Here is a 13,191-nt window from a genome sequence, read left to right as displayed (position 1 = left end):
GACGCTGAACAATAACAGGGGTAAAAACGATGGACTTTGCCTTAACCGAAGAGCAAGAACTGCTGCTTGCCAGTATTCGGGAATTGATCACCAGTGATTTCCCGGAAGAGTACTTCAAAACCTGCGATCAGACCGGTACCTATCCGAAAGAGTTTATGCGGGCGTTGGCAGATAATGGCATTTCCCTGCTGGGCGTACCGGAAGAATTTGGCGGTATTCCGGCGGACTATGTCACCCAAATGCTGGCACTGATGGAAGTGTCTAAAAATGGCGCACCGGCCTTCCTGATCACTAACGGCCAGTGCATCCACAGCATGCGTCTTTTTGGTTCTGCCGAGCAACTACGCAAAACCGCTGAGAGTACACTGGCGACCGGCGATCCTGCCTATTCACTGGCCCTGACTGAACCGGGTGCAGGCTTGGACAACAGCAGCGCGACCACCAGCTACACGCGTAAAAACGGTAAGGTGTATCTCAACAGGCAAAAAACCTTTATCACCGGTGCTAAAGAATACCCTTATATGCTGGTGCTGGCACGCGATCCCGAACCGCAAGACCCGAAAAAAACCTTTACCCTGTGGTGGGTGGAATCCAATAAGCCTGGCATTAAAATCAACCAGTTACACAAAATCGGCTGGCATATGCTGACCACCTGCGAAGTCTATCTCGATAACGTCGAAGTCTAAGAGAGCGACATGGTGGGTGAAGAAGGCATGGGATTCCTGAACGTGGTGTACAATTTCGAAATGGAACGCCTGATCAATGCCGCGCGCAGTACCGGTTTTGCTGAGTGTGCCTTCGAAGATGCCGCACGTTATGCCAACCAGCGTATCGCTTTTGGCAAACCGATTGGTCATAACCAGATGATCAAGGAGAAGCTGGCGCTGATGGCCATAAAAATCGAGAACATGCGTAATATGGTGCTGAAATGTGCCTGGCAGGCGGATCAGGAACTGTCATTACGCACCAGTGCTGCATTGTGCAAACTTTATTGCGCACGCACCGCACTGGAAGTGATCGATGACGCCATTCAAATCATGGGCGGGTTGGGCTACACGGATGACGCACGCGTATCCCGTTTCTGGCGTGACGTGCGCTGCGAAAGGATTGGCGGCGGTACTGATGAAATCATGATTTATATTGCCGGACGGCAGATTCTGAAAGATTACCAAAGTAAATAACTGACAGGTTGAGACTCCCGTTCACACGGGAGCCTCAACCGGATATTCGCATCACAGCAGCAATTATGAGCTCTCACCAAACTCCGTTATATACTCCAATCCATTCAGACTATTTTTAAACTGCTTACGGTATTCGCTCGGTGAGCAGCCAACACGGCGCATGAATAATTTGGCAAAATGATCAACATTGTCATACCCCACGCGGATGGCAATCTCGTTTAAACTGAACTCGGTGTTGGTCAGCGAAAGTTTTGCTTCGGTGATCCGGCGTTTAATCACATAGTTGATAGGAGAGATATGGTATTCCTTAATAAATTCATGGCAAATGTAGCTGACTCTGGCACGGAACTTTTTAGCGAGCTGATCCAAGGTTATCTTTTCCCGATAATTGTTATTGAGATAAACAAAAATATCTTTCACCAACACCTCCTTGCGAATATAACCGGATTCAGAACGGTAGGCGTTTTTAAAATTTTCATAAAACAACGCCGTCAAGGCATAACCGAAAGCATCGTAGACCGGTGAGGATAAAAGGTTTTTTGCTGTGGTAAAACCACCCCCAGTTCGTGAAATATACTTTTTATTACCTCTTTCCCTTTCACCACTGAAACCACCGGGCAGGAATTGGCCTGCATGATCTGATTCTCATCCCTGTCGCGGAATTTAAATCCGTAAACGGCACATGTGTAGGTGGTTGCCGGGGACGCATTATCAGAGGCGACAGCATGCAATAGGCCACGCTCGACCACTACAATATCCCCGGTCTGTGCAACATAATTGGACGAATCGATGATAAGCCGGGCTACGCCACTTTTCACGTAGATCAGCTCCGTTTCTGCGTCATGCACATGGTGACCAGACTCCCAGTTTGGGTCATCGCTGATCACAAAACGGGACAATTTGGGCGTCATTCCCTTTTCAAACAAGGTATCGGTATTATTGTCAAACCAGCGCTGATACATGACAACCTCCACGGAGAACAGTAAGGTGTGAGCCAATTATTTAGGGGTAAAGTAGCGCAACGACCTGTACTGTACATCACGTTTTTAACTGCGCAAAACAAGATTGTTTGCATATCATGCAAGATTACACCACCAGATTGTTTAGCCTGAAAAGCGCACTTTTTTAACGCATTACACTGTGTGTTTTTTCTCATTTAAAATACGCATTGCCTACATACACAAAACATCACGTTCACAATCCACTGATATTTTCTTTATTCAATGAGCGTGTTAATAATTCCAATTAAAAAAAAGCCTCACATTTATGATGCGCGTCACAACTTATTTTCACCCAGCGTTTTCAGCATGAATACGTGGTAGCCGATTTCAGCGTAATGTTTAAAGGCGGCGTCACATAAGCAATAGATCATGAAATACATTTATCTGCCGTTGCGCACAATTTTTTTGCAAGATTGTTGGTAACTAAAACATATTATCATGTCGTTTTTTACTCCTATCCCCCGCACACTATTTTCATCAAATTTTTATATCTCTCTGAGGCACATCGATATTATTTTTCGATGCACCGCCTGCGAGCGACCAATAGGAGACGCCATGAAAATAATAACCTGCTTCAAGTTGGTGCCCGAAGAGCAAGACATTGTGGTTACCGCCCAACGCACGCTCAATTTCGACCACGCTGATGCAAAAATCAGCCAGTTTTATTTAAACGCCATTGAGGCCGCAACCCAGTTGGCTGGCGCTGATGGGCACGTCGCAGCGCTGAGCGTTGGCGGCAGCCTGCTGGACAACACCAAAGTGCGCAAAGATGTACTGTCGCGCGGACCGAATGAACTGTTCCTGGTACAGGACGCACAGTTAGACAATGCGCTCCCCAAAGACACCGCACAGGTGTTAGCGGCTGCGGCCCGCAAGATTGGCTTCGATCTGCTGCTGTTCGGCGAAGGTTCTTGCGATCTCTATGCGCAACAGGTTGGGCTGCTAGTCGGAGAAATGTTGTAACTGCCTACCGTCAATGCCGTAAGTCAGATCGAACTGCTGAATAACCGGGTGCGCGTGGAGCGCACGCTGGAAGAGGAAGTGGAAATCCTTGAGTTGCCACTGCCTGCCGTGCTTTGCGTGACATCGGATATTAATGCACCAAAGATCCCATCAATGAAGGCCATTCTGGGGGTGGGGAAAAAACCGGTAACGCAATGGAAAGCCGACGATATCAGTTGGCAACGCACCGAGCCCCACACCGAACTGACACAGATCCACGTACCACCGCAGGCGGAGCGTAAGCACATCGTTCTGGAAAGCGATTCGCCGGAAGCGATCGCCGAACAGGCCGAACACCTGAAAAAAGCGCTGAACTAACCCGGAGAATATCATCATGAGTCAATTAACCAATGTGTTGGTGTTCAGCGATAACGTTGAGCGCTACAGCGAATTAATGACGGGCGCACGCCAGTGGGGACAGCTGGTTTACACAGTTGTGCAAGATGACACGCAGGCTGCTGCCGTTAAACCACTCGGCGCTCAGGGACTCTACATGCTGGGCAAAACGGCGCAGCAGCGTATCGAAAACTACGCCGAAACGCTGGCATCTCTGATCGAAAAACCGGCAACGACGGATTATCCCACCACGCTGATTCTGTTGGCAGCGACTAAACGTGGTAAGGCGCTGGCAGCCCGCTTAAGCGTGCTGCTTGATGCCGCTGTCGTCAATGACGTCACCACCCTGACCATAGAAGAGCATGCGTTGTATGCCGAACATCGCATGTACGGTGGCCTGGCGTTTGGCAAAGAGAAAATTAATACCCCGATTGCCATTGTTACGCTGGCACCGAACGCCGTCGAACCCGAGACCTTCACGACACCGTCTGATTGCCCGGTTTATCAGGCTAACTATGTTGCACCGCGTCAGGAAATCCTGTGTGTTGAACGCCGCACTAAATCGTTGAGTAGCGTCGACTTGAGCAAGGCCAAACGCGTTGTTGGCGTGGGCCGTGGATTGGTGTCGCAGGAAGATTTACGCATGGTTCAACACCTGGCAACGGTATTGGGTGCGGAAGTCGGCTGCTCACGCCCGATTGCTGAAGGGGAACACTGGATGGAGCGCGAACGCTATATCGGTGTCTCTGGCGTGCTGCTGAAATCCGATCTCTACCTGACATTAGGGATCTCCGGCCAAATCCAGCACATGGTAGGCGGCAACGGGGCAAAAACCATCGTCGCCATTAACAAAGACAAGAATGCGCCGATCTTCAAATACGCCGACTACGGTTTGGTCGGCGATATCTACAAAGTGGTCCCGGCGCGGGTTGAGCAGTTGACCCGGTAATCCTTCATTTGTTGGTCTTTTAGTTAACAGCACGTATCCCTCCACGCCACTGTGGCGGGATAGGGAGCAGTAACCATGTCGGAAGAAAAATTTGATGCCATCGTCGTCGGTGCCGTGGTTGCGGGCTGCGTCGCCGGTTATGTCATGGCACAAGCCGGGCTTGATGTATTAGTCATCGAACGCGGCAACAGCGCAGACAGTAAAAATATGACCGGCGTACGCGTCGATGCCTTGTTGCGCGAAGGTAACAGAGTCACCGGCGTGCAAGCAGGAGAAGATGCGCTGGGGGCGAACGTGGTGATCCTTGCTGACGGCGTGAACTCGCTGCTGGGCCGCTCCGTCGGTATGGTCCCGCCCACGTCGCCTCATCACTATGCGGTCGGCGTGAAAGAGTTGATTGCCCTGCCTGCATCGCAAATCGAAGATCGGTTTAACCTGGCACCGGGAGAAGGTGCTGCCTGGTTGTTTGCCGGTTCGCCCTCCAACGGATTGATGGGCGGAGGTTTTCTCTACACCAACAAAGACTCAATCTCACTTGGGTTAGTCTGCGGTTTAGGCGATATCGCTCACGCCAGCAAAAGTGTGCCGCAAATGCTGGAAGATTTTAAACAAAACCCGACAATCCGCCCATTGATTCAGGGAGGAGAGTTACTGGAATACTCGGCACACATGGTGCCGGAAGGCGGGCTTGAAATGGTGCCCAGTCTGGTGGATGACGGCGTGATGATTGTCGGCGATGCAGCTGGTCTGTGCCTCAATCTGGGCTACACCGTGCGCGGCATGGGCCTGGCCATCGCCTCTGCACAGGCAGCAACCAACGCCGCGATTGCCGCAAAGCAGCGCCAGGACTTCTCATCCAGCAGCCTGATGGAATACAAACGTACGTTGGAACAAAGCTTTGTGCTGCGCGATATGCACCATTATCGCAAAGTGCCCGCCATGATGGAAAACCCACGCATGGTGGCCGATATCATGAGCGATCTGTTCATTATTGATGGCGGCCCGAACGTGCCGGTGCGAGCAAAAATCATGAAGCGCGCCAAACAGGTCGGTCTGATAAACCTGTTGAAAGATGGCATCAAAGGAGCAAAAGCGCTATGAGTAACGACAGCAGCGTCAACGTAGACGTCAAACTGGGCGTCAACAAGTTCCAGGTGGATGAAGGCCATACACATATCATTCTGACCGACAACCCTGATATGGCCGAGTTTCGTAAATTACTCAAAGCCTGTCCGGCAGGACTCTACAAGCAAGATGAGGCAGGGAATATTCACTTCGACTCTGCTGGTTGTCTGGAATGCGGTACCTGCCGGGTATTTTGTGGAGAACCCATTCTGGAACAATGGGAATACCCGCAGGGTACGTTCGGTATTGAATTCCGCTTTGGTTGATCCCTCCGTATAAGTGATAGACGGCCGCGCGAGTAGCCGTTAAACACTGAGACAAAAAAATGACCGTTTCAATAGCATTTAACGCTGAACACCGGGCGTTATACCGTCAGCAAGGATTTTGGGGAGACGCTTCACTCGCTGACTATTGGCACCAAACACAAAGCGCCATGCCGGACAAGGTTGCCGTGATTGATAATCAGGGGACCTCTTACACTTATGCGGCACTAGACCGCACAGCAAGCTGTCTTGCTCGTTTTTTACTTACCTGCGGAATCGAACCCGACGATCGCGTCGCTTTTCAGCTCCCGGGATGGTGCGAGTTTACGGTTATCTATCTAGCCTGTCTGAATGTGGGCGCGGTGTCCGTACCGCTACTCCCGGCCTACCGTGAAACCGAGTTGATATGGATCCTCAATAAATGCCAGGCAAAAGTGCTGTTCGCCCCCACGTTGTTCAAGAATACCCAACCTATCGACAGAGCTATCTCGTTGTCTGAGCAGTTGCCTCACCTGCAACAAATGGTAGCCGTGGATAAGCTGACTCCCGCCAATCCCACTACGCTGGCACTCAGTCAACTGTTGCAAGAATTCGCCCCACTAGAGACGCCTATCCGCGTGCACGGCGATGCCTTGGCCGCCGTACTTTTTACCTCCGGTACGGAGGGGGTGCCTAAAGGGGTAATGCTGACACACAACAATATTCTAGCCAGCGAACGCGCCTACTGTGCACGACTGAACCTGACCTGGCTAGACACCATTTTGATGCCCGCGCCGTTGGGTCATGCCACCGGCTTTTTACACGGTGTCACCGCCACCTTTATCATCGGTGCACGTAGCGTATTACTGGACATCTTCAACCCAACGGACTGTCTGGAGCTGCTACAGCAGGGGCACTGTACCTGCGTGCTGGGTGCAACGCCGTTTGTCTACGATCTGCTGTGCTGCGTACAGCAAAAACCTTACGATTTATCATCGCTACGCTTTTTCCTGTGCGGCGGCACCACGATCCCCAAAAAGATCACTCGTGATTGTATGCAGATGGGCATCAAACTGCTCAGCGTGTACGGTTCAACGGAAAGCTCACCGCACGCCGTAGTGAAGTTGGACGATCCCACATCCAGGATCGTCAATACTGACGGGCAGGCTGCACCAGGCGTTGAAATCAAAGTGATCGACAAAGCACGCAACACCGTTGAGTATGGTGAAGAAGGTGAAGAAGCCTCGCGTGGTCCGAATGTGTTTATGGGTTATCTGGATGAACCGGAACTGACAGCGCGCGTGTTGGATGAAAATGGCTGGTATTACAGTGGTGACCTGTGCCACATGGATGCCGACGGCTACATCAAAATCACCGGGCGCAAGAAAGATATCATCGTGCGCGGAGGCGAGAATATCAGCAGCCGTGAGGTCGAGGATATTCTGATGCAGCACCCGCGCATCCGCGATGCGGGGGGGTCGCCATGCCCGATGAACGTTTAGGTGAACGTTCATGCGCTTATGTGGTGCTTAAAGTCCCCTACCATACGCTGACACTTGAAGACGTGATTGCCTTTTTCAGCCGTAAACGTGTGGCAAAGTACAAGTACCCCGAGCATCTGGTGATCGTCGAGAGCTTGCCACGCACCGCATCAGGAAAAATCAAAAAATACCTGCTGCGACAAGACATTCTGCAACGTCTCGGGCTGGATAAACACCAACACGTCCACCCTTCTCTATTCTCCGCCTGATCAAAAAAGTAAAGGCTCTCGTAAGAGAGCCTCACGCGCATCCCTCCTGCACGTTAGCTACAACTCCGCCAGATAGCGTGTAAGCCGAGCTTTATCTTCTGCTATCTGAGGCGCTTTAATCACATCGAATGAACCGAACACCGGCAATATAGCAAAACCACAGAATTTATAGACAGAGGTCGTTGAGGAGAACAGGTCTTCCAAGGAACGTCCGGCATAGAGTCGTTGAACCGGATCATCAAACGCCTCTTTAGGCGTATTCATGGTCAGCGAAAGCAGGAATTTTTTACCGTGCAACTTGCCGCCCGATCCATATTGTTTACTCGGGTCATTCGGTATACGCCCATCATCAATCAAAAAACTTTGCTGGCTCATGCCTGCCGTGAAGACCTCATCAACATATTTCTTGTAGAGCCAGGGCGTACCAAACCAGAACACTGGTGACTGAGTGATAATAATATCTGCCCAAAGGTGTTTTTGGACCTCTTCATTAATGTTGTAGCCATTTTCAATATAAGTCTGCTGAATGTGGTATCCCTTTTTAACCATTTCATTCTTAATCAACGCGACGTATTCTCGGTTCAGCGCTCCTTCGCTGAGGCCAGAATAAGTCTGATGTGCATTGATGATAAGCACGTTTTTTATCCGAGGCTGAGTTGCGCCAATAGCGCCAGTGGCAAAACTGGGTAACACCACAGCGGCGGTGGCTACCAATCCAGCTTTAATAAAGTCACGCCACTCTCGAGCCACGGCATCCTCACCATTAGTTTGTTTGCCGGCAGATGTGCCGCAGGGGAACCGCCAGTTCTTATCCATCGTGTCAATTCCTTTTGCCGTTTTATAAAGAAAGACCCACGAAACCACGATGGCTAGAATAAGGGTGGGATAGCTAACAAGGATGACAACGATCAGGATTTATTCGGATGCAAAAAGCGAGCACTTAGGAAGATTCCCCAAAAGGGGTATGCAAGAATAATGGGATAAACGGTGCTGTGATAAGGCAAGAACAAAAAAAGAACCTTTCGGTTCTTTAAATGTTGGAGCGGGAAACGAGACTCGAACTCGCGACCCCGACCTTGGCAAGGTCGTGCTCTACCAACTGAGCTATTCCCGCATCATGCTATAAACACTGGCCATCGTAACACTATATAAGATCAATATATACTGCTACCCGGTTAGCGTTGGTCACCAACCTGTCCATGGCGAGCATTTTACTGACCCACTCTGACCAGTCAATAAAATTATTCCTTACCGCTCATCAATTGCTGTTTTTTACGACGCAGAGGTCAGGAATCCAGCAAATCACGCCACGCGGCACTCAAATACTGGAACATGGACCAAAAGGTTAACACGGCGGCAATGTAGAGCGCGATAATGCCAGCGCCTTCGACCATACGCTCAGGGCGCCAGAGTAGACCGACTAGCGCCAGCATTTGCGCCGTTGTTTTCACCTTTCCGACCCAAGACACCGCAACGTGACTGCGTTTGCCAATCTCAGCCATCCATTCGCGCAGAGCGGAAATAATGATTTCGCGCGCAATCATCGTGGCGGCTGGCAAAGTTATCCACCACGCATGGTAATGCTCTGCCACCAGTACTAATGCTACCGCAACCATCACCTTGTCAGCCACCGGATCGAGAAAGGCACCAAAGCGCGTGGTTTGCTTCAAACGGCGCGCCAAAAAACCATCAAACCAGTCGGTAACCGCCGCGACCACAAAAATAAAGGCGCACAGCAGCGGTGCCCAATTAAAAGGGAGATAAAATGCCAGTACAAAGAATGGAATAAGGACAACGCGAAACAGAGTTAGCAATGTTGGTATGTTCAATTGCATAGGGATTGGCTACTTTGGCTGGTATCGGTTGGTGGATATGTTGCTACATTGTCCCTAGTGTTTCAATGCATGAAAGATTTTTTCTGCCAATGCATGCGAAATTCCTGGCACATTCGCAATATCATCAATGCTGGCATTTAAAAGTGGCTGCATTCCACCCAAGTATTTCAGCAACATTTGCCGACGTTTTGGCCCAACCCCTTCAATCAGTTCCAGCGAACTGGTGTTTTTTACTTTTGCCCGCTTCTTTCGGTGCCCGGCGATAGCGTGGTCGTGTGAATCATCGCGAATATGCTGAATAACGTGCAGCGCTGGCGAATCCGCCGGTAAGGCGATCCCTTCCCCGGTCGCTTCGAAAAACAGCGTTTCTAACCCCGCCTTGCGCTCTGTCCCCTTGGCGACGCCGAGCAGCAGCGGTTTGCGTTTATCCCACGGCACTTCCAGCTCATCGAACACCGCGAGCGCCTGCCCCAATTGGCCCTTTCCGCCATCAATAACAATCACGTCGGGAATTTTGCTCTCTTCCAAGGCTTTACCATAGCGACGTTTCAGAACCTGATTCATGGCCGCGTAGTCATCCCCTGGCGTGATGCCACTGATGTTGTAACGACGATACTCCGAACGCAGCGGACCATTGGCATCAAACACCACGCAGGACGCCACTGTCTGCTCCCCCATGGTATGACTGATATCAAAACACTCCATACGCGCGATGTTTTCCAGATGAAGCACCTCAGCCAACGCCTTTAAACGCTGGTGGATAGTGGATTGCTGCGAGAGCTTGGTTACCAATGCAGTGGCGGCATTGGTGCGCGCCAGTTTCAAATAACGAGCACGATCGCCGCGCGGTTTGGTTTGGATATGAATACGTCGCCCCGCGACATCAGACAGTGATTCCGCCAATACCTCTTTCTCTGGCAACGCAAAATCCAACAATATTTCGCTCGGCAGCGTGCGCGACAAACTGCCTTGCAGATAGAACTGTCCGACAAACGTCTGTACCACTTCCGCCAGCTCGGTTCCGGCCGGTACTTTGGGGAAATAGCTGCGGCTCCCCAGCACTTTGCCTTGACGAATAAAGAGCACATGCACACAGGCCATACCGGCATCGAAGGAAACGCCAATCACGTCCAGATCTTCGCCATCACCCGAAACAAATTGTTTTTCGGTGACGCGACGCACCGCCTGAATCTGATAGCGTATACGTGCCGCTTCTTCGAAATCCAACTGACGGCTGGCCGATTCCATACGCGCGACCAGTTGATTGAGCACCTGCTGATCTTTTCCTGAAAGAAAAAGCCGCACATATTCTACCTGCTGACGGTAGCCTTCTTCACTGACCAACCCCGCGACACAGGGGCCAAGGCAGCGCCCAATCTGATACTGAAGACATGGCCGCGAGCGGTTTCGATACACACTGTTTTCGCACTGGCGAATAGGAAAAAGCTTTTGCAGCAATACCAGCGTTTCACGCACGGCATTGCCGTTTGGAAAGGGGCCAAAATATTCCCCTTTGGCGTGCTTGGCACCGCGATGGACGGCTAATCGCGGGTGAGTATCGCCACTGAGAAAGATCATCGGATACGATTTATCATCACGCAGCAATACGTTATAGCGCGGCTGATAGAGCTTGATGTAGTTGTGTTCAAGCAGCAGCGCTTCGGTTTCTGTATGGGTGATGGTGACATCAATCTGATGAATAGCCTTCACCAGCGCTTCCGTCTTACGGCTGGCAACGTTGCTGCGAAAATAGCTTGCGAGGCGCTTTTTTAGATCTTTTGCTTTCCCGACATAGATGACCGTGTTGCTCTCATCGTACATACGGTATACACCAGGCTGGCTGGTGACAGTTTTTAAAAACGCGGGGGAATCGAAATGTTCACTCACTGCTTAACCTTCGCTCACTGCCTGTTATTCACTGCTCATGGACGGCTCCGCGTTAAACAATCCGTGGCGGATAGCCAAATGTGTCAACTCAACATCACCACTCACATTCAGTTTGCTAAACATGCGGTAACGGTAACTGTTTACGGTTTTCGGACTCAGGTTTAACCGTTCGGAAATTTCTGTGACCTTTTGCCCCTGAGTGATCATCATCATAATTTGTAATTCACGTTCAGACAAACACGCCAGCGGGGTTTCGGTGTGCGGAGCCAATTGACTCAATGCCATACGTTGTGTAATATCGGAAGCAATATAATGACTGCCCGCATGCACCGCGCGAATGGCACAAATCACTTCCTGCGGCGCAGCCCCCTTGCTGAGGTAACCCGCAGCACCAGCTTGCATGACTTTAGCAGGTAATGGATTCTCGGTGTAAATGGTTAGCATGATAATTTTAATTACAGGCGCAAAACGCGCTATCTTGCGCGTGGCTTCCAGCCCACCGATCCCAGGCATGTTCATATCCATCAAGACGACATCAAAGGGATGCTGACGGCACCACTTAACCGCATCTTCACCACAGTGCGCCTCGCCAACCACCTTTAACCCTTTGGTGTCGTCGAGAATGTGCCTTATCCCTGTTCGCACCAGTTCATGGTCACCTACAAGAAAAACGCTAATCAAAAATTATTCTCCGAAAAGGGTGTAGCGCTGAACACCACGCAACCGCAGATGGAAGCGACAATTTTTTGAGAAAATTATAAAACAGCGACATTTCACACTTACATGCTAAATAATTCACGCTGCAGGGCAGCAACAAACGAGAAAAAACGTTTGTTACACATTCGAGCACCTCTGCACTTGGCCGAAAGGTGAACGTCAGAAACAAAGTTCATTAATCCTGACACTTTCTAAAGTCAGTGATTGGGAGCAACAAACGTAGCGACCGCGCGTGCAACGTGAAGTATGACGGTATATCGACGTATATAGCAACAATAACCCAGTGTCGCTGAATCAGAGCAACAAAATACCTAAAACATCATGATACACATCAGTCACAGCCATGCCACATAAATTTGATGTTACCGCGGTAAGAGAGTGGTTTTATTCGTTATTCAGTGGATTGAGCACGCCGTGTTCATTGGCTTGGTATTGGACTCTTTATATACATGGCAATAAAAAATTGCACATGTGTTAATTTAAACAGCCTTTACATTTTTTTATCGCGCTGTCATTCCTTATTCTCAACTAGATGTCGATAAGATGACAGATACAATTGAAATGAAAGGTATCACTCGCAACATTCACAATACATAATGCGAGCCTTGCTAGTTAAAAAGATAAAAAAGTTGCGTTACGAACAGAAAAACATCATTACCTCCCTGGCTTAATCAATCCGACACCACCGCGTAACGCACTGTTGTTATACTCACGCGCATTCTAATGCCCCACTGCGAGAAAATGAGCCATCATGCTCAGCGCAGAATAAGGCGTTCCATAATATTATGCTTGTTAAGGAGAGCGCATGAGCAACGTAGATTTTTCTACTGGCAAATCCGTTGAAACACTGGCAGATGAAGTAACCTGTTTAAAAACAATGATTACGCTCCTGCTAAAAGCCATCGGTCAGGCTTATGCCGGAAAAGTGATCATCAATATGGAAAAACAGATCGCTCAAATCGACGATCCCTCGCAAGCAGAAGTCTTTTCCACCACGCTGAAACAGATTAAACACGTTTATCGCCAATAACAACAGGCGGTTAAGTCTGGAGGCCAGATCCTTCTGGCCGTTTATCTCTCGGCACACCGTCTCAGTGTCACGTCTGACGTTCACTCATCAGCGTTTGCAACTTGAGCAACAGCGCGTGTTCCATCGATTTATAGTG

At 50.0% G+C, this 13,191-nt stretch carries 8 protein-coding genes, 1 tRNA gene and 4 pseudogenes; 7 read left to right on the top strand and 6 right to left on the bottom strand.

From position 1 onward, the window contains the following. Positions 1–29 precede the first annotated feature (29 nt). A pseudogene (locus JZM30_RS23185) lies at positions 30–1,181 on the top strand (acyl-CoA dehydrogenase). Between the two features lie 63 nt (positions 1,182–1,244). Here JZM30_RS23185 and JZM30_RS23180 read toward each other — a convergent pair. Continuing rightward, a pseudogene (locus JZM30_RS23180) lies at positions 1,245–2,143 on the bottom strand (AraC family transcriptional regulator). Positions 2,144–2,737: 594 nt separating this feature from the next. Here JZM30_RS23180 and JZM30_RS23175 point away from each other — a divergent pair. The 5 genes and pseudogenes from JZM30_RS23175 (at position 2,738) to fadK (ending at position 7,586) form a co-directional block, all read left to right on the top strand. Next, a pseudogene (locus JZM30_RS23175) lies at positions 2,738–3,502 on the top strand (electron transfer flavoprotein). A gap of 16 nt (positions 3,503–3,518) precedes the next feature. Beyond that, positions 3,519–4,469: an electron transfer flavoprotein subunit alpha gene (locus JZM30_RS23170; protein WP_252321483.1), complete on the top strand. Its 951-nt coding sequence runs from the start codon at positions 3,519–3,521 to the stop codon at positions 4,467–4,469. Between the two features lie 75 nt (positions 4,470–4,544). Beyond that, positions 4,545–5,570: an FAD-dependent oxidoreductase gene (locus JZM30_RS23165; protein WP_252321482.1), complete on the top strand. Its 1,026-nt coding sequence runs from the start codon at positions 4,545–4,547 to the stop codon at positions 5,568–5,570. Then, positions 5,567–5,860: a ferredoxin family protein gene (locus JZM30_RS23160; RefSeq protein WP_252321481.1), complete on the top strand. Its 294-nt coding sequence runs from the start codon at positions 5,567–5,569 to the stop codon at positions 5,858–5,860. Before JZM30_RS23165 ends, JZM30_RS23160 begins: the two co-directional genes overlap by 4 nt. 59 nt (positions 5,861–5,919) lie before the next feature. Next, positions 5,920–7,586, top strand: a pseudogene (fadK, locus tag JZM30_RS23155) (medium-chain fatty-acid--CoA ligase). A 57-nt stretch (positions 7,587–7,643) separates the two neighbouring features. Here fadK and JZM30_RS23150 read toward each other — a convergent pair. The 5 genes from JZM30_RS23150 to uvrY form a co-directional block, all read right to left on the bottom strand. Then, a complete protein-coding gene (locus JZM30_RS23150) occupies positions 7,644–8,402 on the bottom strand; it encodes an NAD(P)H-dependent oxidoreductase (RefSeq protein WP_252321480.1) in 759 nt (252 codons plus the stop codon). Between the two features lie 222 nt (positions 8,403–8,624). Further along, positions 8,625–8,700 (bottom strand) — tRNA-Gly (locus tag JZM30_RS23145). Between the two features lie 172 nt (positions 8,701–8,872). Further along, positions 8,873–9,421: a CDP-diacylglycerol--glycerol-3-phosphate 3-phosphatidyltransferase gene (gene pgsA, locus JZM30_RS23140; protein ID WP_252321479.1), complete on the bottom strand. Its 549-nt coding sequence runs from the start codon at positions 9,419–9,421 to the stop codon at positions 8,873–8,875. Between the two features lie 54 nt (positions 9,422–9,475). Further along, positions 9,476–11,308, bottom strand: a complete 1,833-nt coding sequence (gene uvrC / locus JZM30_RS23135) for an excinuclease ABC subunit UvrC (protein ID WP_252321478.1) — start codon at positions 11,306–11,308, stop codon at positions 9,476–9,478. Between the two features lie 24 nt (positions 11,309–11,332). Then, positions 11,333–11,989 (bottom strand): UvrY/SirA/GacA family response regulator transcription factor, encoded by a 657-nt coding sequence (gene uvrY / locus JZM30_RS23130; protein WP_252321477.1) that lies wholly within the window; start codon positions 11,987–11,989, stop codon positions 11,333–11,335. An 841-nt stretch (positions 11,990–12,830) separates the two neighbouring features. On the opposite strand from uvrY, the gene JZM30_RS23125 reads away from it, so the two are divergent. Then, on the top strand, positions 12,831–13,055 hold the full coding sequence (locus tag JZM30_RS23125; protein WP_252321476.1) for a DUF2594 family protein: 225 nt from the start codon (positions 12,831–12,833) through the stop codon (positions 13,053–13,055). The last annotated feature ends 136 nt before the right edge of the window (positions 13,056–13,191 follow it).

The organism is Candidatus Symbiopectobacterium endolongispinus, from assembly GCF_018777385.1.
GTDB lineage: Bacteria > Pseudomonadota > Gammaproteobacteria > Enterobacterales > Enterobacteriaceae > Symbiopectobacterium > Symbiopectobacterium endolongispinus.
The sequence above is the reverse complement of the archived record's forward strand: the minus strand, read 5'-3'. Positions and strand labels throughout refer to the sequence as shown.

Excerpts from the sequence above, each read along its gene's own strand:
- JZM30_RS23170 (WP_252321483.1), top strand. The coding sequence starts at position 3,519 with ATGAGTCAATTAACCAATGTGTTGGTGTTCAGCGATAACGTTGAGCGC.
- pgsA (WP_252321479.1), bottom strand. The coding sequence starts at position 9,421 with ATGCAATTGAACATACCAACATTGCTAACTCTGTTTCGCGTTGTCCTT.
- JZM30_RS23125 (WP_252321476.1), top strand. The coding sequence starts at position 12,831 with ATGAGCAACGTAGATTTTTCTACTGGCAAATCCGTTGAAACACTGGCA.
- JZM30_RS23150 (WP_252321480.1), bottom strand. The coding sequence starts at position 8,402 with ATGGATAAGAACTGGCGGTTCCCCTGCGGCACATCTGCCGGCAAACAA.
- JZM30_RS23165 (WP_252321482.1), top strand. The coding sequence starts at position 4,545 with ATGTCGGAAGAAAAATTTGATGCCATCGTCGTCGGTGCCGTGGTTGCG.
- JZM30_RS23160 (WP_252321481.1), top strand. The coding sequence starts at position 5,567 with ATGAGTAACGACAGCAGCGTCAACGTAGACGTCAAACTGGGCGTCAAC.